This is a genomic window from Flavobacterium sp. NRK F10, assembly GCF_024054235.1.
Classification (GTDB): domain Bacteria; phylum Bacteroidota; class Bacteroidia; order Flavobacteriales; family Flavobacteriaceae; genus Flavobacterium; species Flavobacterium sediminis.
Window position 1 is genome coordinate 1,713,687 of sequence record NZ_JAMXLC010000001.1, and the last position, 24,399, is coordinate 1,738,085.

Here is a 24,399-nt window from a genome sequence, read left to right on the forward strand (position 1 = left end):
TGTCATTCACTTATATTATAAAGGCTAAAAAGCTTTTAATAATTCTAATGCTTTATTAATACTTTTTACATGATCAAAAGTCAAAAGAAGGCGCAAACCGTTTTTGGTTTGTTTTTCTTTTATTTTACAGATGTTGCCATTTTGTTGGGCAAACTGTAACACTTTCATAAAACGGTTGCTTTGATAAAAATCACTTTGCTGGTCACTGATAAAATAACCTACCATTTTACCTTGTTTTAAAACCAGCTTTTCAATACCCATTGCAGTGGCTTTCCATTTAATCCGAACACTATTGAGTAAAGCAACGGCCGGTTTAGGTAACGAACCGAAACGATCCGATAGCTGTTGTTCAAAAACCTCAAGTTCAGCTTCAGTCTTAATATTGCTTAGTTCATTATAGAGATTTAAACGCTCTGTGATATTATTGATATACTCATCGGGAAATAACAATTCAAAATCAGAATCAATCTGAATTTCTTTTACAAACTCTTTGGTCTCAATGTCGTTTTCAGCTTCATACAGATCTTTAAATTCATTTTCTTTAAGCTCTTCAATAGCTTCATTCATTATTTTTTGGTAGGTATCAAAACCGATCTCGTTGATAAAACCGCTTTGCTCACCACCCAGAAGATCACCAGCACCACGAATTTCAAGATCTTTCATGGCAATGTTAAAACCACTTCCTAATTCACTGAATTGCTCTAAAGCTTGTATACGTTTACGGGCTTCATCGGTCATTGCCGAATAAGGAGGAGTGATAAAATAACAAAAAGCCTTTTTATTGCTTCGACCAACTCGCCCTCGCATCTGATGCAGGTCAGAAAGACCGAAATTATTTGCATTGTTAATAAAGATAGTATTCGCATTAGGAACATCTAGGCCGCTTTCAATAATGGTTGTGGCTACCAAAACGTCAAAATCACCTTCCATAAAAGCGAGCATTAGTTCTTCTAGCTTTTTGCCCTCCATTTGACCATGACCTATGCCAACCTTAGCTCCCGGAACCAATCGCTGGATCATACCGGCAACTTCTTTGATGTTTTCAACCCTATTGTGAATGAAATAAACCTGTCCGCCTCTTTGGATCTCATACGAAACAGCGTCGCGTATGATTTCTTCATTAAACCGAACCACTTGCGTTTCTATAGGATAACGATTAGGCGGCGGAGTAGTAATAACCGATAAATCTCTGGCAGCCATTAACGAGAACTGAAGCGTTCGCGGAATAGGTGTTGCTGTTAAGGTTAAGGTATCAACATTAGTAGCGATCGTTTTTAATTTGTCTTTTACATTTACACCGAATTTTTGTTCCTCATCAATGATTAATAAGCCTAAGTTTTTAAATTTCACATTTTTATTCACCAGTTGGTGTGTCCCGATAATAATATCTACTTTGCCTTCTTCTAAGCCTTTTAAAGTCTCTGATTTTTGTTTGGCACTTCTGAAACGATTCAGGTAGCTAACTGTAACCGGCATGTCTTTTAACCGTTCTGAGAAAGTACGGTAATGTTGATAAGCTAAAATAGTAGTAGGAACTAAAATAGCAACCTGTTTTCCATTATCAACGGCTTTAAAAGCAGCCCTTATGGCAACTTCTGTTTTTCCGAAACCTACATCTCCGCAAACCAACCGATCCATTGGTCTTTCACTTTCCATGTCGGTCTTTACATCGGCAGTAGCTTTTATTTGATCCGGAGTATCTTCATAAATAAAGGAACTTTCTAATTCTTTCTGTAAATAACTATCAGGAGCATACTGAAAACCCTTGTCCAAACGTCTTTTAGCATACAACTGAATAAGATTGAAAGCAATATGTTTAACCCGGGCTTTGGTTTTTTGCTTTAGGGTTTTCCAGGCGTTACTACCCAGTTTGTAAATCTTGGGCGGCGCTCCGTCTTTTCCGTTATATTTAGATATCTTATGTAAAGAATGAATACTTACATAGACAATATCATTGTCGGCATAAACCAGTTTGATAGCTTCCTGAGTTTTACCTTCAACCTGAATTTTTTGCAGTCCGCCGAATTTCCCGATCCCGTGATCTATATGTGTTACGTAATCCCCGACAGAAAGTGAGGTCAACTCTTTTAGCGTGATGGTTTGCTTTTTGGAATAACCGTTTTTAATGTTGAATTTGTGATACCGTTCAAAGATTTGATGATCTGTATAACAAACAATCCGGTTTTCTTCATCTATGAACCCTTGGTATAAAGGGAGTACAATGGTTTTATATTGTTTGCGATTGTTTTCATGTTGCTGCTCGTCTATGCTTTCAAAAATATCATGAAAACGAGAAGCCTGATTTTCATTAGAACAACATAGATAATTGGTATAACCGTTGAAGTGATTCTCATTCAGGTTATTCAATAACAGGTCAAACTGTTTGTTGAATGACGGTTGAGGTAAAGTATGAAACGTAAAAGACCTATCCGTTTTAAAAACTGGTTTTTTATCTAATTCTATAACTGAAAAATCCAAAGCTCTTTTCAGAAAAGAACTTTGATTAACAAATAATTCTTCCGGCGTGGCGTGTTTAATATCAGTTGATAGTTTTTCAAATGCTTCATTAGCTTTAGTAAATAACTTATCGAGCTGATGACCTAAAAACTCAGTGTTTTGAACGATTAATACTGTTTTTTCATGGATGTATTCTAAAAAACTTTCCCTGTTCTCTTGTAGCAATTTGTTTTCAACATTAGGGATAATGCTGATCTTCTTTAGCTTTTCAACGGAAAGTTGGGTTTCCACATCAAATGTTCTGATGCTGTCTACTTCATCACCAAAGAACTCTATACGATACGGATTATCATTAGAAAAAGAAAAAACATCGACAATTCCCCCTCGAACAGAAAACTCACCGGGTTCCGTTACAAAATCAACACGCTTAAAGTTGTACTCAAATAAGGTTTCATTTATGAAATCAATAGATAAATTTTCACCGGTCTGAATTTTGAGCGTATTTTTTTCCAGTTCTTTTCGGGTTACCACTTTTTCAAAAACAGCCTCAGCATACGAAACGATGATGGCCGGCTTTTTACGGGAATTGATCCGGTTCAGAACTTCAGCACGAAGCAATACATTGGCATTATCCGTCTCTTCAATTTGATAAGGCCTGCGGTAAGAACCCGGATAAAACAACACATCGTCTTTATTGATCAGTGTTTCTAGATCGTTCAAATAATAGGCAGCTTCTTCTTTGTCATTGAAGAGTAATAGAAAAGGTAGTTCGCTTTTGCGAAATAAAGCGGTAAGGACAAACGAAAGAGAAGACCCGGTAAGTCCGGTCACATCTATTTTTCTTCGATTGGTAAGTGCTTCATTAATAGCAGAAACCGTTCCGCTCTTTTCGTATAAATGTAAAATATCGGTTTTGCTCAAAACATTAATTATAAGAGGTACAAAAATAAAAAAACCATCGCACTAATTGGAGTTAGTCGATGGTTAAGTTTTGTCAAATAAAAGTTAAAATATGTATTTTTTATTAACGATCATACCATTTTCTAAAGTAACTTTAATAAAGATCACTTGTTCCTGAGCTACATTTTTTGGTAGATTATAACGTCCGGAATGTATTGTGTTTTCTTGTAGAATAGTTCGTCCGCTAACATCAAAAACAAGGATTTCCTGAATAGAGCTGTCCTGAGAATAAATTTCTAAAGAATCAGAATGGTTCAATAGCATAACCGAATTTTCAGAATTAAAAGAAGGAGTGCCTAAAGCATTGTTCAGGTAATGTAAAATAAAACGATTGTTATAGGTTCCTTCGTTAGTGTTGAAGCTGTAAGGACCTGTTTTCAGGTTGTGATAAGTGTTGGTTTCCGTATCTTCAAGAAAAATGTCTTTATCATCAAAAAAAGTATCTCCGTGATCAAATTCAATCTGAAAAGTAGTGTTTCCGGTAATGTTAGAAACATAACCTAAAGGGATACTGTCATTTATATCCCAAGGGTAAGCCCTTGATTGAATGGCTAAATTATAACTCGGGATAATAGAATAGAAACTGATATATTGTCCGGCTGAATGGATACCGTCTAAACCGTTATCATAACCATTGGTGGCACATTCCAGATATCCGACAGCAATTTGTTTAAATGCTCCGCCCGTATTGGTTAAGTTTAACCAATAAAAATAAAGACTGGGATCTGCACAACTGCTAACATTTCTGTAGAACTGAGAATTATTGCCGGATACTCTCATAGCATTCGTAAAAGTAAGGGTAGTAGATGCATTGGAAGAAACAAAGAAACCTTGTCCTGCTGAAACATAAGCTCCGGGAGCTGTTCCTCCGGAAGCAGCAGCCGTTCCAATGAATTTGGTTCTTGCAGCATAATCATCCGAAGTAAATTGTCCGCCGTTTATAGCGGTATTATGTGTCCAGAAATATAAAGTACCAACAGTGGAATTGTCAATCAATGAAGCGACACTAATGGCAGAAGGATAAGGGTTTCCGACAAAATTATACGCTCCGGCAATACTGTGGTCAACAAGTGAAAAAGTATAATTACCATTATTAGCCGTCCCTATAAATTCACCGTTAAAAGTTTGCGGCGTGGAATTATAACCTTGCGGAGCCCTGATCGCATATCCTTTTCCCGGAGTCATAATATTGTTTTGATTTTCACCAACCCAGTTATTGATCGTCGAATTAAAAGAAAAGAATTTATCAGCCAAAGTAAGGGGAGAAAAGGTATGTAAGACTTGTCCGCTAACCGGCGATCCCCAATAGGTATATTCGTAGATGCGCATAGGCGAAGAATCTCTTTTGTAGGTGACGTTTCCGGTATTGACAGCGAGCTCATTGTTTTGAAGAAGAGCTGCATCGTTCTCAAAAATGAAGTCAGCACCACTATCCACAAGAACTTCATTTTCGGTAGTAATGGTTATGCCGCTATTTACTGTGACAGTAGCATTATTAGTTACCTGAACGGAACAAGCAGTAAGATCTGAAGTTGCCGCATAATTTCCGGAAAAAACAACCTGTTTTTTAGCGGAAGGAATTCCTCTGTCCCAGGTAGAGCCGTCCCAAGTTGTAACCATGGCACATTCCTCCACTTTTAAAGTGTTGAAGTATAAATTGTTTAAGGCATTTCCGTCGGTTGTATTGCCTACATAAAGTTTAAAGCCTGAAAATTGTCCGGTTCTTGAACCTGAAGAATAAGTATCCGTTCCTCGTGTAATCACAACCTCGTACGAATTGGTGTCAAATTGATGGACAGTAAGGTTAAAAACGGAATTCTGGTCGTAAGCCCACCCTAAATCTGAAGAATCGGTAGTGCTGTACAGATCATTTCCCACGTTGAAATTGTATAGAATTGTATAATTTTGATCCATCAGATCGATGCCTTTATAGCCGTTTCTGTAAGCAATTGCCAGATCAATAGAAAAAGATTGCCCGGTAAGCAAATATTCTCTTCCGCTTACTGCCGGAGAACCGGTATTGTTCAAAAAACGCTGAGCATTGGCCTGAACATTTAAACCGCTTGGGTTTCCATACATTCCGAAAGAAGAGCCGCTTGTATCAATATCACCGAATCCGTTACTTACTGAGCTAGCTAAAAAATGTCCCGCAAAATTAGAAGCGTCAGTGTTCTGTGTCCATAGATCCCAAGCTGTGAATCCGGTTCCTGAATTACTACCATTTGTCCAACTACCGGAATAATTAGAAGCATTGTCTTCAAAAATGATATTTTGGCTATTAGCTACGATTGACCATAGTCCTAATAACACTAAGAGTTGTATTTTTTTCATCCTGTCACATTATTGTGTAAAAGTAACAAATTAATCTTCAGTTTTTTGCATGGCATCCTGCATCTTGTCAAAGTTAGCATTTCGAGTTGTGTCAAGAGCTCTTAGCATTTCTTCTTCACCAATTTCTTTTGGGATCGCTTTTTTGATAACAACTTCATCCATCTGGGTATATACGCCTTTGATCTCTTCATTGATCTCAGAAATAAGAGTTAAAACCTTTTTTTCAGGAATGCTTTGTAAATGGATATAAGTGTCAAGTGATTTGATCTTAGTATCAAGGGTTATCAGTCTGCTTCTTACCTGAGGGTTGTTAAAATCATCCGGAACCGTAAGATGCAGACTATCGGATTTAGCAGATACATTTTTAACTTTCATCTGAAAGGCTAGTAAAGAAGTTTTGGGTTTTTGTTGTAGCTCTTGTTTGAACTGTACCCATTGATTCCAATCGGTCATAGCTTGGTTTACTTCCGGCTTTGCAGAAGGGAAATCAAAATGCCATTTTTTAGAAATGGAAGTAAAAATAGAGTCTTTTTTAGCCTGTTCTTTTTGGGCAAATTCTCTTTTGTCTGAGAAGTTCTGGCAATTGGTTAAAAAAAGAAAGCTTGCTATAAATAATAAAACGATTGATAGTTTTTTCATGCTTCATGAATTTAAGCAAAAATACAAATGTTTGATTAATGGTTTTCGATTAAAAGGAATTCTTAACAAATTGGCTGAGTTTGAGTTGTAAATTATTGAATATTTATTTTTAAGCCGTTGTTTTGAAAATATAATACAAATTAGCCTTTTTTTGTGAAAATATTTTAAACGACAATGAAAAACATATTTCTAAATGGACTATATTTGTTTGCAAATTTAGCTAAATGAAAACTAAAATTCTTATCATTGGAGCATGTGGTCAGATAGGGACTGAACTCACGGCAAAATTACGTGAAACATTCGGAGTGGAAAATGTAGTGGCTTCTGATATCAGGAAACTGAATAATGATGTGGTGAATAACGGAATTTTTGAAGTAGTTAATGCGCTGGATTACAATCAGATTGAACATTTAGTAGAGGAATATGAGATTACAGATGTTTATTTGATGGCTGCATTACTTTCGGCAACAGCAGAGAAGAATCCGGCATTTGCCTGGGATTTGAATATGAATTCTTTATTTCATGTTTTAAATTTGGCTAAAGCCGGGAAAATCCAGAAGGTTTTCTGGCCTTCCAGTATTGCTGTTTTCGGACCAACTACACCGAAACATCATACACCGCAATACACCATTATGGAACCGACAACTGTTTACGGGATTTCAAAACAATGCGGGGAAAGATGGTGCGAGTATTACCATGCACAATATGGTGTTGATGTAAGAAGTATACGTTATCCGGGCTTGATCAGTTGGAGTACGGAACCGGGAGGAGGAACAACAGATTATGCTGTGGATATTTACCATAAAGCGATGGCGGAGGGACAGTTCACTAGCTTTTTATCTGAAAACTCAGAATTGCCGATGATGTATATGGATGATGCGATTAAAGCTACTATCGGAATTATGCAGGCTCCGGTTGATCAGATAAAGATCCGGTCGTCGTATAATTTAGCAGCTATGAGTTTTACACCAAAACAAATTGCGGAAGAGATCCAAAAGCATTATCCTGATTTTGTTATTGACTATGAACCTGATTTCAGACAAAAAATAGCAGATAGTTGGCCGGCGAGTATAGATGATTCTGCTGCCAGAAAAGATTGGGGTTGGCAAAATGATTTTGATATTGAATCGATGACGACAGAAATGTTTACCCAGTTAAAGAATAATATTTATACAGAATAAAAAAGCGGTCATTTGACCGCTTTTTTTGCATTAAAAGTAAAGTATAATTAATCCGAAATTATTTCAGTTTTTTAAGGCAGAGCATCTATAGCATCAATTAATTCTTGTTCAGTACCCAAAACAGTTTCCGATAAAGTGAAATTGTAAACTGCATTAGCTTCAATAGTAACCTCTTTAATGGCGTAACGCCATTGACCGTTACTTTCTGTAGTAAAAATGATGTGACAATCTAATCCGATAGGAATTTGTCCGTAATGTTCCGAGAATAATCCGGTAACAGGATCATAAGTATCTAATAATGCCAGAGCATTTCCTTTTCCGTCATAATGCAGATAAATAGCGGAGTTCTGGTTGTCATATCCGTTTGGAACGGAAGCAAGTATCGTTGTTTTAGGATTAGGATCGCTGTAAAACTGATCCACATTGGTCCAACCAAAAGAGTCAAAATACGCATAATAAGTAGCTGTATCTCCTTGGCCTTCTATGAAAATATTTTGATTACCGGTTGTATCTTCTTGTTCATCCCAAGTAAGGTTTCCGTTTTCGTCAATTGTACCATCCCATAATGTCATATTAGGATCGCCTCCCGGATTTGTCAAAGAAGTAGGGATGTTTATGGTAATAGGACAGCTAAGTTCTAATGTTTGTCCGTTTTGAGTTGCATTAATGTAAAATTCACCGCCGGAAAGTAATAATGATTTATTTCCGTCATTCATTAAGCCCATAGTAGGTTTGTTGGTAACGATCATGTTTCCGCCGCTGAAGATCTCAACGTATTCCAGATCTATGGTTCCGCTAACCGGATTGCCGTTAAGGGTTAAACAATTAGTGTTTATAGTAAGAAAAACCCCTTTTTCAGAAGTTAAATTAACGTATCCGTCAGAAGCGTCGAATTGGAAATCTTGTGTGATGGAAAGCAAAGCATCTTCTCTTACAGAGCTGAATTCCTGAGCTGTCGGGATATTCTGGTTGGTGTCTGTTGAGTCGTCATCGCTACAACTGACTGTTAGTGAAAGAAGCGCTGAAAAGGCAATTAATTGCGCTGTACGGTTTAATTTAAAAATCTTTTTCATAGCATTTTGTTTTTCTTATTAGATGAGGAAAAACAAAAAAGGTTGCGTATTTTCTTAAAGCTTACTTCAAAAACAGTAAGTGATTGTAGTAATCGATAATAGCTTTGCCTTTTAAAAGAATGTCGGCTCCTATGATTCCGTCTACAGGTTTTATTTTGTATTGCTCAAGAGCATTGTTTACATGACTCATGTCAAAAACAATAAGGTGCAGTTTTTTATCTTTCCACCTGCCGGCTTGTAAAATATTGTTCTTGGCGAGTAATGTATTCATTCCGGTAGCGCCGGCTCCTGAGGCTTTGGTTTCCGATTCTTCTGATCTTAGTTTGAATTTTTCAATTCCTTCAAAGCCTACACAACTGTTGCTCGCACCGGTATCTAAAATAAAAATACCACTGATTCCGTTTATTTTAGCTTTAACTAATAAGTGTTGGGTTTTTAAAACTTTAAAACGGACTTTTTTATATTTATTTTCTTTTAAAAAGTCTTGTAAATCTTCCATGGGTCAAACATAGTGATTTTTTCATTTTTAAAAAGTGAAGAAAGTCTTAATATTAGAGTGGGGTAAACTTGGTTTTATCTTTGTAAATTTGCGCCGGAAAAGAAAAGTATAAGAATGATGTTAATAGATACCCATACCCATTTATATTCGGAAGATTTTAAAGAAGACAGAGCAGCAATGATGCAGAGAGCTCTGAATGCAGGAGTGACTAAAATGTTTGTGCCTTCTATTGATTCGTCCTATTCGGCAGAAATGTATGCTGTAGCAAAAGAGTATCCGGAAAATGTATTTTTGATGATGGGATTACACCCTACCCACGTAAAAGAAAATTATTCAGAAGAGTTAGCTTTTGTAGAAAAAGAACTGGCTTCAAGAACATTTTATGCCGTAGGCGAAATAGGAATTGATTTGTATTGGGATAAAACCTTTTTAAAACAACAACAAGAAGCTTTTCAATATCAGATACAATTGGCAAAAAAACACCAATTACCTATTAATATTCATTGTAGAGATGCATTTGATGAGGTTTTTGAGATCTTAGAAGAGGAAAAAGGAGAAAGTTTGTCAGGGATATTTCATTGTTTTACCGGAAATAAAGAACAAGCGATCAGGGCAGTAGACTGTAATATGAAATTAGGGGTCGGAGGGGTTGTGACATTTAAAAATGGTAAGATTGACCAGTTTTTACATGAAATAGATCTGAAAAACATTGTTTTAGAAACAGATGCTCCTTATCTAGCTCCCGTTCCCTATAGAGGAAAAAGAAATGAGAGCAGTTATATTCCTTTGATTGCAGAAAAACTAGCTCATATTTATACCGTTTCCCCTCAGGAAGTTGCTGAAGTAACAACTCAAAACGCAAAGGCTGTTTTTGGAATTTAACGAATTGATAAACGGAGTTAATTATTTTTTTCGTTTTTTTGTGCTTTGTTTTTATTATTATGACAAAATTTGATGCCATTCGTCCTTATTATGATTCAGAAGTAAATGAAGCTTTACGTTCCGTTATCAATCATCCTATGATGAAGGCAATGATGAACTTTACCTACCCTGATGTCGGAGACGAAATTTGGCAGGAACAATTAAAGAGAACGCATTCTATTCGTGATTTTCAGGTAAATTTTGTTTACGAATCCATTCAAAAGGTACTGCAAAAAAGTTCAGACGGCTTAACAACATCCGGTTTTGAAAAATTAGAACCCAATACTTCTTATCTTTTTATTTCTAATCACAGAGACATAATCTTAGATACATCTTTGTTAAATGTTTCATTGTTTGACCATGGATTGGTCATGACGGCTTCAGCAATAGGAGATAACCTGGTTCAGAAAGATATTTTACTAAAACTTTCCCGGTTAAACAGGAATTTTTTGGTGAAAAGAAATCTTCCTCCCAGAGAACTGTTACAGAGCTCTAAAGTGATGTCTGAATATATCTACCAGCTTTTAGCAAAAGAGAACCGTTCGGTTTGGGTAGCACAAAAAGAAGGCAGAACTAAGGACGGAAATGACGCAACACATCAAGGGGTATTGAAGATGATCGCTATGGCAGCCGGAAAAGAGAATTGTATGGATTATTTCAGAAAATTGAGAATAGTTCCGGTTTCTATTTCTTATGAATATGACCCTACTGATGCTTTGAAGATGCCGCAATTATTGGCGCAAGCTAAAGATGAGGTGTATGTGAAAGAAAAAAATGAAGATTTTGTTAACCTGATCAGCGGAATTATAGGGCAGAAGAAGCGAATCCATATTCATGTAGGAGATGTTTTGGATCGTGAACTGGAAAATATTAAAGCTGAAAACGAAAATGTGAACAAACAAATTCAGGCATTGGCGCAGGTTATTGATGATTCTATTTTGAAATCATACAGATTATGGCCAACTAATTTTATTGCGTATGACCTGTTAAATGAAACGCAGCTTTTCAGGGATCAATATTCAGAAAAAGAAAAGCAATTGTTTGAACGCAGATTAGAAATGCGAATAGATGCAGACAATGATACACTTCGAAAAGGTTTCCTGGCAATGTATGCTAATCCGGTTGTAAATAAAATGAGGTATGAGAATGCAGGTTTTGAAAGCTAAAATATTACTTATTTATACCGGAGGGACAATTGGTATGGTAAAAGACAGCGATACCGGTGCTCTCAAAGCGTTTGATTTTAAAAAACTACTTAAAAATATTCCTGAGCTTAAATTGTTGGATTGCGAAATAGATACGGTTTCCTTTAAAGAACCTATCGATTCTTCTAATATGAGCTTGCAACATTGGAAAAAACTAGCCACGATCATAGAAGAACATTATTCTGATTTTGATGGTTTTGTCGTGTTACACGGTTCGGATACTATGTCATATAGTGCCTCAGCATTGAGTTTTATGTTGGAAAACTTAGGAAAACCGGTGATTTTTACAGGATCGCAGTTGCCTATCGGAGATTTGCGTACTGATGCCAAAGAAAACCTGATCACGGCTATCCAGATAGCTTCGTTACAGGAAAAAGGAAAATCGGTGATTCAGGAAGTGTGCCTGTATTTTGAATACAAATTATACCGCGGAAACAGAACTACAAAGATAAGCGCAGAACATTTTAATGCTTTTACATCGCCTAATTTTCCTGAATTAGCAGAATCAGGAGTTCATTTAAAAGTAAATAAGGATATCCTTTTAAAAAAGACGGGGAACAAGAAGTTGAAAGTAAATAAGACTTTTGATGATAATGTCATCATTGTCAAGTTGTTTCCGGGGATGAACAGAGAAGTACTGTCGGCGATTTTTAACATTCAGGGGCTAAAAGGAATTGTGCTGGAAACATACGGTTCCGGTAATGCACCATCAGAGGATTGGTTTGTTGAAGAAATAGAGAAGGCAATAAAAAAGAATATCTGCGTTATTAATGTTACACAATGTAGCGGAGGTTCCGTAACGATGGGACAATATGAAACCAGTACGCAACTGAAGAATATAGGGGTTATTTCAGGACATAATATAACAACGGAAGCGGCTGTTACAAAACTAATGTATTTGTTAGGTCAAAAAATAGCTACAGATGTTTTTAAAACCATATTTGAAACCTCGTTAAGAGGCGAAATGTATTAAAAAAAGAAGTTAAAATTTTCATAGATGAGAAATTTTACGTTATTTAGCGTCCTTGAAATCAAAATGTAATTTTGAAAGAGAGGTGGCCGAGTGGTCGAAGGCGCACGCCTGGAAAGTGTGTATGCTCCAAAAGGGCATCGAGGGTTCGAATCCCTTCCTCTCTGCCAGAAATAATTTTAAATTAAATAAATATTTTATACTTTTAAACCCAATTAACTAATTAAATTTTAAGAACAAAAGCGATGAAAAGATTATTTTCTATTTTGGCAATCACAGGGCTTATGACTTTTGGAAATGTTCAAGCTCAAGATTCTACAGCAACAGAAGCGCCTGCAACGGAACAAGTACAGGAAGCTGCAGCTACAACTGAAGAAGCAGCAGTTGTTGAAGAAGCGACAGACGATCAGACTGTTGAGAATGTAACATTTACTCAAGAGTTGAAGAAAAGATTTATTGAGGGTGGACCTGGCTTCATGGGAATCGTATTAATCTGTTTGATTTTAGGTTTAGCTATTGCTATCGAAAGAATCATCTATTTGAATCTTTCTACAACAAATACTAAAAAATTAGTTTCAGAAGTTGAAGGTGCTTTGAACTCTGGAGGTGTTGAAGCTGCTAAAGAAGTAGCTAGAAATACTGCCGGTCCTGTAGCGTCTATCTTCTATCAAGGTTTAGATCGTTATTCTCACGGTTTGGACTCAGCTGAAAAATCTATCGTAGCTTACGGTGGTGTACAAATGGGACAATTAGAGAAAAACGTTTCTTGGATTTCATTGTTTATCGCTCTTGCTCCGATGTTAGGGTTCATGGGTACGGTAATCGGTATGATTGAGGCGTTTGACCAAATTGAATCAGCAGGATCAATGGAGCCGTCTTTAGTAGCAGGTGGTATTAAAGTAGCGTTATTGACAACTGTATTCGGTTTGATCGTTGCGATTATTCTTCAAGTATTCTATAACTATATCATTGCTAAAATCGATTCAATCGTAAATGATATGGAAGATGCTTCTATCAGCTTAATCGATATCTTATCAGATTACAGTAAAAAATAATAACTCATTTTACCTTAACATTCATTGATATGTTACATAAAATTGTAAAAATAATAGCTGTTATAATAAGTGTTTTGAGTCTTGTATTCCTTGGTGGAATCTTGGCTTCAGAAGACAAAGACAGCGCGTGGATATCTCCTCTAATTAACGTATCGTATTTTATTTTTGCTGCCTGTGTTGCTGTAGTAGTGATATATGTAGTTAAAAATCTCTTTTCTAAAAAAGAGACACTTAAGAAAACACTTGTTTCAGTTGGTTTATTCTTGGCTGTGGTGGTTATCTCTTTTGTGTTAGCAGATAGTTCTGAAGTTAAAACAAACAGTGGAGTAGTATCAGGAACGACATCTAAACTAGTAAGTACCGGTTTGAATACATTTTATCTTTTAGCAATTGTTGCTGTCGGAACAATGTTGTGGACTGGTTTTAATAAAATTAAAAAATAATTATGGCAAAAAGAGAAGCACCAGAGGTAAATGCCGGTTCCATGGCAGATATTGCTTTCCTGCTTTTGATTTTCTTCTTGGTTACAACTACCATCGGAGTGGACCAGGGGATCAACCGTCTTTTGCCTAGATATGAAGAAAACCCGCCGGCTCCGCCGATCAATGAGAGAAACATTATGCGTGTTTTAGTTAATAAAGACAATCAGTTGTTAGTGAACGAGCAATTGATGAATATTAAACAACTAAGACAAGCGGCAATCGATTTCTTAGATAATAACGGGGAAGGGAATTGTTCGTATTGTAAAGGAAAAGGAAACCCGCAGTCTTCTGACGACCCTGATGAAGCAGTGATCTCTTTAATGAATGACGGACAGACTACTTATGAAACTTATATTGCCGTGCAAAATGAGTTAGTGGCTGCTTATTATTTCTTAAGAGACAGAGAAGCTATGAAAAGATATGGGAAAACATACAGAGAAATGGAGTATGTTTATAACGATCCGGCTTCTAAAGCGGTTGAAGGTTTAGTTGATGACTTAAAACCAAAAGTGGAAAAAATTCAGAATATGTATCCAATGCGTCTTTCTGAAGCAGAACCGAAAAAGAACTATTAATCCTTTAAATTTTAGAAAGTATGTCTAAATTTAAAAAGAAAAAATCAGGCTCACTACCTGCGATATCTACAGCATCGTTGCCGGATATTGTATTTATGCTTTTGTTCTTCTTCATGACTGCTACAACTATGAAAGATAGCGATTTGAAGATTGAAAATCGTTTGCCGAAAGCAGATCAAACAGCTAAATTGCATAAAAAACAATACGTAATGTATATTTATGCCGGTAAACCTAAAGCAAATTACAGATCAGGTTTGGGTTCATCAGATCGTATTCAGTTAAATGATAAGATCTCTTCTGTGAACGATATCAGGAATTTCGTAATGACAGAAAGAGCTTCAAGAAACTCTGAAGATGAGAAATATTTAACGGCTTCTTTGAAAATAGATAAAGAAGTAAAAATGGGTCTTGTTCAGGATATCAAAACAGAATTACGTAAAGTAGATCAATTAAAAGTTAATTATACAACAACATCGGGTAATCCGGTTGGAGAATAATTTTAACTTTACCAAATATAAAAGGCATGCTTACAGGCGTGCCTTTTTTTATGCTGTTTAGTTTTTTCGTCTTAACTTAGCAAAAAATACGCAAATGAAGTTACGGTTCACTTTTTCGTTTTTGATCTTTTTTTTCTGTTGCTCGTTTATTAGGGCTCAAGAAACTGAACCTAAGACAGAGTTAAAAGAACCTTATAAAGTTATAGACTCTTTGTTCAGAGAAGATCAGTTTTATGTTTCGATCACATATAATTTGATGCAAAATAAACCGGCAGGATACAAGCAATATTCTTTTTCTACCGGTATAACATTAGGAGCTATGCGCGATATGCCTTTTACAAAAGACCGAAAGTGGTCAGTTGCACTTGGAGTAGGCTATTCTTATAACAATATCAAACATAATATTCAGGTACAGGACGGAGATCCGGCAACTTATGCGATTGAAAATAGTTATGATAAGAATAAATTAATTCTGCATTATTTAGATATTCCTTTGGAGATCCGTTGGAGAAATGCCACTCCTTTGAACCATAAGTTCTGGCGTATTTATACCGGTTTTAAAGCGAGTTACCTACTGGGAAGCAAATCTGATTTCCAATCAGCTGTTGCGAATTATAAAGTCAAAAATAATAGTGATGTAAGTAAATGGCAATTAGGTCCTTATATAAGTGTAGGATACAATACCATTAATATGTATGTTTATTATGGGCTGACCCCTATCTTTAAAAATACACAATTAGATAATCAGGATTTAAAATTGAGCTCTTTTAATGTAGGCTTTATGTTTTATATCTTATAGCCAGAAATGCCATAACAAAACTTGTGGAACAATTCCGAAAAGACTACCTACAATCAATTCATTCGGGCTGTGTGATTTCATGTACAAGCGGGAAGAAGCTACAAGACCTACGCAGATAAAGCAGGTAGCGACCATATTGATATAAGGAAGCTGGTAGTTGACCGAAAGGTAATATACAAACGTAGCCAATGAAGTTATGCCGATCATGTGTAAACTTGCTTTATAATTAGCCATAATAGCAATGAGGGCTAATACGGTACTAAAGAATCCACCTAAAAAGAATAAATAAAGTTCCGACAGGTTTTCAATCGTGATACTGAACTTTAATAAGATGAAAAACAAGATAGCCTGAATGGAAAGCGGTATACGCCTTTCTTTTATATTGGCTTCTGTGAAAGAACGAACTAATCCTAGTGATATTAATAGAAAATAAAGAGCCATAGGCAACATCAGTGTAATGATGCTGATCTGTATCAAAATCATATAAATGCTATTCGGAGGAAGCATATTCTGATAGGTCAGAAAATAAAAAACAGAGCCATACAGAGGAATAAAGATCGGATGAAAGAGATAAGAAAAAAAAGGTAAAAATTGTTTTATTTTCATAGCGCTATCTTTATTGCAGTTCCCGTTTGAGTAAATTTGATTTAGATCTTCTTGCGTAATCTGGCCACCGGAATGTCCAGTTGTTCCCTGTATTTTGCAACAGTCCTTCGGGCGATCGGGTAACCTTTTTCTTTTAAAATTTCGGCTAATTTATCATCGGGTAGTGGTTTTCGCTTGTCTTCTTCTTCAATGACATTCTGCAAGATCCTTTTGATCTCTATAGTTGAAACGTCTTCACCTTCCGTATTTTTCATGGCTTCACTAAAGAAATCTTTAATGAGTTTGGTTCCGTAAGGAGTTTCAACATATTTACTATTTGCAACGCGTGAAACGGTCGAAATATCAAGTCCAACCATATCAGCAATATCTTTTAAGATCATCGGTTTTAACTTCGTTTCATCGCCGTCAAGGAAATATTCTTCCTGATAATGCATAATGGCATTCATAGTTACAAACAAGGTTTCCTGGCGTTGTTTTATGGCGTCAATGAACCATTTGGCAGAATCTAACTTTTGTTTGATGAATTGAACAGCATCTTTCTGGGTCGATGATTTTTCATTCGAATCCTTATAACTTTGTAACATTTCCTGATAATCTCTGGAAACATGTAGTTCAGGAGCATTACGTCCGTTAAGGCTTAATTCCAGTTCGCCGTCTACAATTCGTATCGTAAAATCGGGAACCACATGCTCTATAGGTTTTTGATTGCCATCATAAGCACCGCCCGGCTTCGGGTTTAGTTTTTCGATCTCGTCGATTGCTTTACGCAATTGTTCTTTGGAAACCTCGTATTTCTGGATCAGTTTCTCATAATGCTTTTTGGTAAAAGCATCAAATTGGTTCTCTAAAATATCAATAGCTAAAGCAATGGAATCTGTCGGTGTTTTATGTTTAAGCTGTAACAGTAAACATTCCTGCAGATCACGGGCGGCAACACCGGCCGGTTCTAACTCTTGTACGACATGCAGAAGAATGTGCTCAACGATTGCTTCGTCAGTATAAATACCCTGTGTGAAAGCCAGATCATCTACTACATCTGTGATTGTCCTTCTCAAATAACCGGTGTCATCAATACTGCCCACCAGAAATTCAGCAATATTCTTTTCTTCATCCGTTAAGATAAAAGTATTCAATTGGTTCAGCAAGTCCTGATGAAAAGTAACACCTGCGACAAATGGCATGCTGCGTTCTTCGTCGTCATCGCTATAATTGTTTGTCTGGTATTTATAGTCAGGTGTTTCGTCGTTGCTCAGATACTCGTCTATGTTAAGGTCTTCCGCTTCAATTCTTTCGTTGTCATAATCATCATAATCGTCATCAGAAGAATCATTATAGTCATCATAATCCACATTTTCTTCTTTGCCGTTTTCCAAGGCCGGATTTTCGACCAATTCTTCCTGTAACCGTTGTTCAAAAGCTTGTGTAGGCAATTGAATCAATTTCATCAATTGAATTTGCTGTGGCGAAAGTTTCTGCGAAAGTTTTAACTGAAGATTTTGTTTTAACATAAACGAATTATAATTAAAAAAAGTTTAGCCGTTTACACTATATAAAGTTAAACAACTAAACTTAATTATGCTAAATTTTTGATTAAAATTCTGCGTTTTGAGGTGTTCTCGGGAATGGAATTACATCGCGAATGTTTGTCATTCCGGTAACAAAAAGAACCAATCGCTCAAAACCTAAACCAAAGCCTGAGTGAATGGCAGAACCAAAGCGACGGGTGTCTAAATACCACCACATTTCTTCTTCAGGGATGTTTAAGGCTTTCATTTTTTCGATCAAAACATCATAACGCTCTTCTCTCTGAGACCCGCCTACGATCTCACCGATGCCCGGGAATAAGATATCCATAGCGCGAACGGTCTTTTCATCTTCGTTCAAACGCATGTAGAATGCTTTGATCTTCGCCGGATAATCAAATAAGATTACCGGACATTTAAAGTGTTTTTCAACCAAGTAGCGTTCGTGTTCGCTTTGTAAGTCAGCACCCCATTCATCGATTAAATATTGAAATTTCTTCTTTTTGTTCGGAGTAGAGCTTTTTAAAATATCAATAGCTTCTGTATACGAAACACGTTTAAAGTTATTTTCCAGAACAAAATTTAGTTTTTCTAACAAGCTCATTTCACTACGTTCAGCCTGAGGCTTTTGTTTTTCCTCATCGGCTAGGCGTTGTTCTAAGAATTGTAAATCGTCGGCACATTTTTCAACGGCATAGCGAACCACATATTTAATAAAATCTTCTGCCAGATCCATATTAGCGTCCAGATCATTAAAAGCAACTTCAGGTTCGATCATCCAGAACTCAGCTAGGTGACGGGAAGTGTTTGAATTCTCTGCGCGAAATGTCGGCCCGAAAGTGTATACCTGACCTAATGCCATAGCATAGGTTTCAGCCTCTAACTGTCCGGAAACCGTTAAATTCGTTTCTTTACCGAAGAAATCTTTTTTAAAGTCTACTTTTCCTTCTTCGCCTCTTGGTGTTCCGTCAAACGGTAAGGCAGTTACACGGAACATTTCACCGGCACCTTCAGCATCAGAACCTGTGATAATAGGAGTGTTCACATAGAAAAAACCTCTTTCTTGAAAATATTGATGAACCGCAAAAGATAGGGCAGAACGAACACGCATAATAGCTCCGAAAGCATTGGTTCGAACTCTGAGGTGAGCATTTTCACGTAAAAATTCCAAAGAGTGTTTTTTAGGCTGTATAGGATATTTTTCAGCATCACTATCGCCTAAAATTTCTAATTTGGTTACCTGAATCTCTACTTTTTGACCTTTACCCTGGCTTTCCTGTAATGTTCCGGTTACTGCAACAGCAGCTCCGGTTGTAATGCGTCGTAAGGTTTCTTCTGAAGTGTTCTCAAAATCGACTACGCATTGGATATTTTGAATGGTAGAACCGTCATTTAAAGCAATAAACTGATTGTTTCTAAAGGTTCTAACCCAACCCTTAGCAGTTACTTCCTGCAATGTTTTTGTATTGTTTAGTAGGTCTACAACTTTTATATGTTTCATCTGTCTTATTGTTTTAATCTTTATTTGTCTGATGAATTTCTGTTATAAGTAAGGCTTTTCACCTATATTAAATTTATGCAAATATAAACTTTATTGTCTTTGAGCACTATCCTCTTCTGTGTCTTCTGCTAAAATGTTGATCGTTGGTTCCGGAAACTCTTCTTTATTGGCTACAGACTTTTCTAAAGAGAGTAAAAGAGCGGGTAGTAAGATCAGATTAGCCATCATGGCAAACAATAATGTCATGGCTACCAGACTACCAAGGGCAACGGTTCCGCCGAAACTGGATAGTGTAAATACCGAAAATCCGAAGAATAACACGACTGATGTATAAAACATGCTGATCCCGGCTTCTTTTACCGTAGCATAAACAGAACGCTTAATGCGCCAGTTGTTCGCTTTTAATTCCTGACGGTATTTTGCTAAAAAGTGAATAGTATCGTCAACGGAAATACCAAAGGCAATACTGAAGACAAGTATTGTTGAAGGCTTGATCGGTACTCCTAAGAATCCCATTAAACCGGCAGTCATTATTAACGGTAAAATATTAGGCAATAATGAAATAATGATCATTTTGAACGAGCGGAATAAGTAGGCCATTAACATTGAGATCAGGAAAATGGCAAATAGTAAGGACAATACCAGATTGTGTACCAGATAGTGAGTCCCTTTTTCAAATACATAGGCCTTTCCGGTCATGGTAACAGTGTAGCGTTCATTTGGGAAAAGTTTGTCGATCTTTTCTTGTAAACGTTCTTCGATCTTGGCCATTTTATCCGTGCCGATATCGCGCATAAAAGTAGTTACCCGTGCATATTGCCCGGTACTGTCAATGTAGCTTTTCAGCATGTTCTCATTCTCTTTTTTAGTAGAGTTTTTGATGTAGGATAAAATAAAGGTTTCTTCCTGACGGGTCGGTAATTCATAAAATTCCGGATTTCCGTTATAATAGGTCTGTTTGGCATATTTTACCAAATTTACAATAGAGATCGGTTTTGACAGTTCAGGAACTTCATTGATCGCTTCCTGTAACTCTTCAATTCGTCTTAGAGTACTTGATTTTAAAGCACCTTTCGGGCGTTTGGTGTCGATCATGATCTCTAAAGGCATTACGCCGTCAAATTCTTTTTCGTAAAACACGATATCTTTAAAGAAAGCAGCCTTTTTAGGCATATCTTCAATTAAACTTCCGGATATTTTTATCTTATAGATCCCGATGATCCCTAAAACCAGTAATACAATGGCGGTCGCAAAGATGGCAACAGAATGTTTGCGTATTGTGTTTTCAATCCATTGAATGAATGATTTCATGTAATTTTTGCCTAAGTGAGCCAGATGTTTTTCCTTAGGAATAGGCATGTAGCTGTACGCAATCGGAATGATGATCAGGCAAAGTAAAAACAGAAATAAAATATTCAATGAAGCAACAGTACCGAATTCTTTTAACAGTTCACTATCCGTTACAATAAAAGTAGCAAAACCGGCAGCAGTGGTTAAGTTTGTCATTAAAGTAGCATTTCCTACTTTAGAGATCACACGCTGTAATGATTTTGCTTTGTTACCGTGTTTTTTGATCTCCTGTTGGTATTTGTTGATCAGGAAGATACAGTTCGGAATACCGATAACGATAATCAGCGGGGGGATAATAGCCGTTAAAATAGTGATCTCGTAGTTTAAAAGCCCCAGTGTACCGAAGGACCACATAACACCTATGGTTACAATGACCATGGAAAGTAAAGTAGCCCGGAAACTTCTGAAGAAGAAAAAGAAAAGTAAAGAGGTAATACCTAATGCAGCGCCTACAAACAGTCCTATTTCATCTATAATATGCTGTGAGTTCAAAGTTCTGATATAAGGCATTCCGGAAACTTTAAGATCAATTCCTGATGCTTTTTCAAAAGCTTCAATTTTTTCTTCGTTCAGGTATTTATTGATGAATGTTTTACGGGCAGCAGTATTTACTACATCTTTGTCCATATAGATAGCAAAGCGTACGGCACCGCTTTCTTTGTTAAATAGCATACCTTCATAAAAAGGTAGGTTATTGAACAATTCTTTTTCTTTCTTTTTTAAGTAGCTGTCAGTAACATCTTTTGAATTGATGAACGGAACCAATTTGAACTTTTGGGCAGCGGTATCTTTGGCTAACACTTTTAAGTCTTCAATAGAAAGCGTTAGTTCTACTGCTTTATCTTTTTTGATGTCTGCAATAAAATCTTCCCAAAGTTTTAGATTTTTAGTATTGAAAAAGGTAGAATCCTTGAATCCGATGACGATCAGGTTCCCTTCTTCACCGAATTTATCCAGAAAAGCATTGTATTGTTTATTGACTTCGTGATGATCCGGCAACAAGTTGGCTTCTGTATAGGTAAAGCGCATGTATTTCCATTGCGAAGCCATGAAAACAGTAAACGCTGCCAAAGCAATAATAAGTGCAATTCTGTTTCGCAGAATCTTGCGTGCTATAAAATCCCAAAAACTGGTGTTTAACCACTTAAACATTGTAAAAAAAATTGAAGCGCAAAGGTAAGTATTCTTGCTTAAATAGTTAGGTTACAATGCAAAGAATTAAGATAAATTTAAAGGCCTTAACGCGTTTCGGTCAGAACAAATCCAGATGATAAGAAATTTTAAGCGCTAAATTGTCATCAAAATGGGCTAATTGGTTTGGTCCATAACGGAAAAAAGCTGAAATACCGATGCCTTTGAAGAGTTTATTGGCCTCGACCCCGCTTTCAAAAAATCCTTTACTCAATGATTTATAAGGAATACCGATATGTTCGTTCTGCTTATTAGTGCCACCCCATGCCATACGGGTAACGACACTGAATTCAGGGGTAAAACTATAGCCTAAGCGTATTTTGTTGAAAGTATGCCGGAGTTGTAAAGAAGCATATCGGTTTGAGAAAAACTCATTGAAATACATAGTTTCAAAACTATTCTTGCCGGCAAACGTGATCCGTTGTAAAATAGCATCTCGGTTCAGGTTGTTAGGTTGCAGGTTGTATAGATGTGTAATAGGAACATCGCCTAATGCCCAACCGGTCTGGAATAAAAGAGAACTTTTTTGCCCTGATAAATAAGGGAGTTCGTAGAACGTTTTAAAATCAAACTTGGTAAATGTAAAATCATTGGCTAATACGTTCGGTAATGCCTGAGTGACCTGAAATGAAAATTTAGGATGCCGCTTTTCAATTTCGATCTTTCCATCGGGTGTTTGCATGTATTCACTGAAAGGATTCCACTGAATGGCAAACTGTGCTGCGGTTATAGTATACTGACTGTATGTTTTTCCGTTATTCAGGAATTCATAAAAGAACAGTGGGGTAATATCATTTCTGGAAAATGAAAAATAGGTATCTGCTTTAGGAATGAATTTACTTTCAGCAAATACAGAAGCCATTTTATTCTTGTAAAAAGTAGAGATGTTAATAGGTCGGGGATCGTAAATTTTAAAGCGGTGCGAATCGGTAGCGAAGCTGGTTTGAGCGATCTCCCAGAGGTCTTCGCTATATGAAGCACTGACCCAAGTCTCAGTTTCTTCGTCTGTAAGATAAGAAGGGGTGATGCCAAATTTAAACTTTTCGTCCTTTAAACCATAGGCTCCGTAAAAAGCTACTTTGTATTTTTCAGATAACTTAGGGTTAGTAACTCCTCCCAAACCTAAGCGGAAACCTTCATAGTTGTTGAATTTTACAAGACTTCTCAGATCCAGATCGACGATGCTGACCGGGAAATAACCGTTGATGATTTTTTTGCCGAGGAAGATCTTGTATTCAATATTTTCGGCATTTGAAATACTGTCCAGTGAAACATAGGTGCGATGTTTTCGGACATCCAGAGTGTCTTTCTGATATTTTTTCCAAAAAGAATCTTTCTGTGATAAGCTTTTTTCGGGGACATCGATCATGATCTGAGGAGACGAAATGGTAAAATCGTTGTCCAGTTTGATCTCCATCGGGGTAGATTCCAGACGAAGATAGATCCGGTCAGAAGCATTTTGACTGATTCCGGTTTCCAGACTGGAGTTGAACTCTATCGTCTCTCCGAAAAGTTTCAGATCGTAGTTGCTACTACCTTTGGTAACATTAAAGGTTCGCTTTTTCGGAAACCAGATTTTATGTGATTTCAGATAATCAAAAGTATAGGTGGCATCAATGTTGACCATTCCGTAAATCCGGAAATAAGCCTGAGCAATACCAAAATTTTCAGCATCTACAAATAGTAATCCTCTTAAATGATTGGATTTTAATTTTTTCGGTTGGAAATAAATACGGTATGTTTTTCGGTTGTTAATCTGAACGGAATCCACCATGTGGAAAGAGTATAGGATACGCCCAAATTTTGACAGAGGATTCTGAACCGGTATTTCCAATATCTCAAAAGGATTTTCATATACGGAATAAGAAACGAGTTTTAGCCCTAAAAATTCGTAAAGCGGTTTTTTCAGTCCGGCCATACGGGCACCCAGAACTGTTTCTTTTGTCCCTTGGTTGTTATGCTGGATAAGGTTTACCTTCTCAGTCTGGTAAATGTGTTGTTCTTTGACAAAATTCTTAAACTTATAATTGGATGAATCTAATTTTATTTTGCGTTTGCCGAAAATGTTCTTTTTAACGATGCTGTCTATCTTTTCAGAAATACTATCCGGATTAGCCGTAACCAATAAATGTTCGTAGTTCTTATATTCAAAACTTTTTAAAGCCAGTTCCGGATCGTTTTTGGATTTGTTCTCAATAACCTTTTTAATGATCTGGTCCACTTCGTGCTCAGAATAGATCTCTTTTTGAACAGCGTTCTCATTCTCAGTAAGCTTAATGATCCAGAATTTGTTATTGTTCTGAGGATAAGCATATTTTTCATAATACCCTTTGTAATTGATAACGAGAGGTTTGTCAAATTCATTGACATAGAGTGAAAATTTACCTTCCCAGTCGGCACTGAACGTGTTGCCGTTATAATTTATTGTTGCAAAAGCAATAGGAATAGTTGTGTCAAAATCTATAATCTGTCCTTTGATGAAGGTTTGACTGATAGAAAGTTGCGCAGTAAAAAACAAAAAGAGTACAAAAAGCTTTTTCGGCATTGATTGAATTATCGATTTCAATGCAAAGGTATTCAAAAT

At 36.5% G+C, this 24,399-nt stretch carries 19 protein-coding genes and 1 tRNA gene; 10 read left to right on the plus strand and 10 right to left on the minus strand.

Features of this window, described 5'->3' with window-relative positions; all coding sequences use genetic code 11:
• Positions 1–24: 24 nt before the first annotated feature.
• The 3 genes from mfd to NHF50_RS07830 form a co-directional block, all read right to left on the minus strand.
• Positions 25–3,324 carry a transcription-repair coupling factor gene (mfd, locus tag NHF50_RS07820; protein ID WP_245896564.1) on the minus strand — a complete coding sequence of 1,100 codons (3,300 nt, stop codon included), beginning with the start codon at positions 3,322–3,324 and terminating at the stop codon, positions 25–27.
• 138 nt (positions 3,325–3,462) lie between these two features.
• Positions 3,463–5,748, minus strand: a complete 2,286-nt coding sequence (locus NHF50_RS07825; protein ID WP_252775614.1) for a hypothetical protein — start codon at positions 5,746–5,748, stop codon at positions 3,463–3,465.
• A gap of 30 nt (positions 5,749–5,778) precedes the next feature.
• A complete protein-coding gene (locus NHF50_RS07830; RefSeq protein WP_252775617.1) occupies positions 5,779–6,387 on the minus strand; it encodes a hypothetical protein in 609 nt (202 codons plus the stop codon).
• A gap of 224 nt (positions 6,388–6,611) precedes the next feature.
• Between NHF50_RS07830 and NHF50_RS07835 the strand changes: the two genes are divergently transcribed.
• Positions 6,612–7,568 (plus strand): NAD-dependent epimerase/dehydratase family protein, encoded by a 957-nt coding sequence (locus NHF50_RS07835; protein ID WP_109569163.1) that lies wholly within the window; start codon positions 6,612–6,614, stop codon positions 7,566–7,568.
• Positions 7,569–7,639: 71 nt separating this feature from the next.
• Here the strand turns inward: NHF50_RS07835 and NHF50_RS07840 are convergent, their stop codons facing one another.
• Both NHF50_RS07840 and NHF50_RS07845 read right to left on the minus strand, forming a co-directional pair.
• Complete coding sequence (locus NHF50_RS07840; protein ID WP_109569164.1) at positions 7,640–8,641, minus strand: hypothetical protein; 1,002 nt, start codon at positions 8,639–8,641, stop codon at positions 7,640–7,642.
• Positions 8,642–8,702: 61 nt separating this feature from the next.
• On the minus strand, positions 8,703–9,140 hold the full coding sequence (locus NHF50_RS07845) for a retropepsin-like aspartic protease (RefSeq protein ID WP_109569165.1): 438 nt from the start codon (positions 9,138–9,140) through the stop codon (positions 8,703–8,705).
• A gap of 114 nt (positions 9,141–9,254) precedes the next feature.
• Here NHF50_RS07845 and NHF50_RS07850 point away from each other — a divergent pair, with 114 nt between their 5' ends.
• The 9 genes from NHF50_RS07850 (at position 9,255) to NHF50_RS07890 (ending at position 15,644) form a co-directional block, all read left to right on the plus strand.
• Positions 9,255–10,022, plus strand: coding sequence for a TatD family hydrolase (locus NHF50_RS07850; RefSeq protein ID WP_252775619.1), 768 nt, complete (start codon positions 9,255–9,257; stop codon positions 10,020–10,022).
• A gap of 59 nt (positions 10,023–10,081) precedes the next feature.
• Positions 10,082–11,227 (plus strand): 1-acyl-sn-glycerol-3-phosphate acyltransferase, encoded by a 1,146-nt coding sequence (locus NHF50_RS07855; RefSeq protein ID WP_252775621.1) that lies wholly within the window; start codon positions 10,082–10,084, stop codon positions 11,225–11,227.
• Positions 11,202–12,239, plus strand: coding sequence for an asparaginase (locus tag NHF50_RS07860; RefSeq protein WP_245896559.1), 1,038 nt, complete (start codon positions 11,202–11,204; stop codon positions 12,237–12,239). Before NHF50_RS07855 ends, NHF50_RS07860 begins: the two co-directional genes overlap by 26 nt.
• A 76-nt stretch (positions 12,240–12,315) precedes the next feature.
• Positions 12,316–12,406, plus strand: a tRNA-Ser gene (locus NHF50_RS07865).
• Between the two features lie 75 nt (positions 12,407–12,481).
• Entirely contained in the window at positions 12,482–13,291 is an 810-nt protein-coding gene (locus tag NHF50_RS07870) for a MotA/TolQ/ExbB proton channel family protein (RefSeq protein WP_109569169.1), read from the plus strand.
• Positions 13,292–13,320: 29 nt separating this feature from the next.
• Positions 13,321–13,734: a hypothetical protein gene (locus NHF50_RS07875; protein ID WP_109569170.1), complete on the plus strand. Its 414-nt coding sequence runs from the start codon at positions 13,321–13,323 to the stop codon at positions 13,732–13,734.
• Positions 13,735–13,736: 2 nt separating this feature from the next.
• The gene (locus NHF50_RS07880; RefSeq protein WP_109569171.1) at positions 13,737–14,348 is read left to right on the plus strand and encodes a biopolymer transporter ExbD; all 612 of its coding nucleotides are present in this window, start codon (positions 13,737–13,739) and stop codon (positions 14,346–14,348) included.
• 20 nt (positions 14,349–14,368) lie between these two features.
• Entirely contained in the window at positions 14,369–14,845 is a 477-nt protein-coding gene (locus NHF50_RS07885; protein WP_109569172.1) for a biopolymer transporter ExbD, read from the plus strand.
• 94 nt (positions 14,846–14,939) lie between these two features.
• Positions 14,940–15,644 (plus strand): porin family protein, encoded by a 705-nt coding sequence (locus NHF50_RS07890; protein WP_252775624.1) that lies wholly within the window; start codon positions 14,940–14,942, stop codon positions 15,642–15,644.
• Here NHF50_RS07890 and NHF50_RS07895 read toward each other — a convergent pair.
• The 5 genes from NHF50_RS07895 to NHF50_RS07915 form a co-directional block, all read right to left on the minus strand.
• Positions 15,639–16,250, minus strand: a complete 612-nt coding sequence (locus NHF50_RS07895; protein WP_252775626.1) for a hypothetical protein — start codon at positions 16,248–16,250, stop codon at positions 15,639–15,641. The genes NHF50_RS07890 and NHF50_RS07895 overlap by 6 nt on opposite strands.
• A gap of 41 nt (positions 16,251–16,291) precedes the next feature.
• Positions 16,292–17,758 (minus strand): RNA polymerase factor sigma-54, encoded by a 1,467-nt coding sequence (gene rpoN / locus NHF50_RS07900; RefSeq protein ID WP_252775628.1) that lies wholly within the window; start codon positions 17,756–17,758, stop codon positions 16,292–16,294.
• Between the two features lie 82 nt (positions 17,759–17,840).
• On the minus strand, positions 17,841–19,274 hold the full coding sequence (gene asnS / locus NHF50_RS07905; RefSeq protein WP_252775630.1) for an asparagine--tRNA ligase: 1,434 nt from the start codon (positions 19,272–19,274) through the stop codon (positions 17,841–17,843).
• 90 nt (positions 19,275–19,364) lie between these two features.
• The gene (locus tag NHF50_RS07910) at positions 19,365–21,776 is read right to left on the minus strand and encodes an RND family transporter (RefSeq protein WP_252775633.1); all 2,412 of its coding nucleotides are present in this window, start codon (positions 21,774–21,776) and stop codon (positions 19,365–19,367) included.
• A gap of 100 nt (positions 21,777–21,876) precedes the next feature.
• On the minus strand, positions 21,877–24,360 hold the full coding sequence (locus tag NHF50_RS07915; protein ID WP_252775635.1) for a DUF5686 family protein: 2,484 nt from the start codon (positions 24,358–24,360) through the stop codon (positions 21,877–21,879).
• Positions 24,361–24,399 lie beyond the last annotated feature (39 nt).

Coding starts and splice junctions, on each gene's coding strand:
- rpoN (WP_252775628.1), bottom strand. CDS start 17,758: ATGTTAAAACAAAATCTTCAGTTAAAACTTTCGCAGAAACTTTCGCCA.
- NHF50_RS07835 (WP_109569163.1), top strand. CDS start 6,612: ATGAAAACTAAAATTCTTATCATTGGAGCATGTGGTCAGATAGGGACT.
- NHF50_RS07870 (WP_109569169.1), top strand. CDS start 12,482: ATGAAAAGATTATTTTCTATTTTGGCAATCACAGGGCTTATGACTTTT.
- NHF50_RS07875 (WP_109569170.1), top strand. CDS start 13,321: ATGTTACATAAAATTGTAAAAATAATAGCTGTTATAATAAGTGTTTTG.
- NHF50_RS07850 (WP_252775619.1), top strand. CDS start 9,255: ATGATGTTAATAGATACCCATACCCATTTATATTCGGAAGATTTTAAA.
- NHF50_RS07845 (WP_109569165.1), bottom strand. CDS start 9,140: ATGGAAGATTTACAAGACTTTTTAAAAGAAAATAAATATAAAAAAGTC.
- NHF50_RS07880 (WP_109569171.1), top strand. CDS start 13,737: ATGGCAAAAAGAGAAGCACCAGAGGTAAATGCCGGTTCCATGGCAGAT.
- NHF50_RS07830 (WP_252775617.1), bottom strand. CDS start 6,387: ATGAAAAAACTATCAATCGTTTTATTATTTATAGCAAGCTTTCTTTTT.
- NHF50_RS07885 (WP_109569172.1), top strand. CDS start 14,369: ATGTCTAAATTTAAAAAGAAAAAATCAGGCTCACTACCTGCGATATCT.
- NHF50_RS07840 (WP_109569164.1), bottom strand. CDS start 8,641: ATGAAAAAGATTTTTAAATTAAACCGTACAGCGCAATTAATTGCCTTT.
- NHF50_RS07915 (WP_252775635.1), bottom strand. CDS start 24,360: ATGCCGAAAAAGCTTTTTGTACTCTTTTTGTTTTTTACTGCGCAACTT.
- NHF50_RS07825 (WP_252775614.1), bottom strand. CDS start 5,748: ATGAAAAAAATACAACTCTTAGTGTTATTAGGACTATGGTCAATCGTA.
- asnS (WP_252775630.1), bottom strand. CDS start 19,274: ATGAAACATATAAAAGTTGTAGACCTACTAAACAATACAAAAACATTG.
- NHF50_RS07910 (WP_252775633.1), bottom strand. CDS start 21,776: ATGTTTAAGTGGTTAAACACCAGTTTTTGGGATTTTATAGCACGCAAG.
- NHF50_RS07895 (WP_252775626.1), bottom strand. CDS start 16,250: ATGAAAATAAAACAATTTTTACCTTTTTTTTCTTATCTCTTTCATCCG.
- NHF50_RS07890 (WP_252775624.1), top strand. CDS start 14,940: ATGAAGTTACGGTTCACTTTTTCGTTTTTGATCTTTTTTTTCTGTTGC.
- NHF50_RS07855 (WP_252775621.1), top strand. CDS start 10,082: ATGACAAAATTTGATGCCATTCGTCCTTATTATGATTCAGAAGTAAAT.
- NHF50_RS07860 (WP_245896559.1), top strand. CDS start 11,202: ATGAGAATGCAGGTTTTGAAAGCTAAAATATTACTTATTTATACCGGA.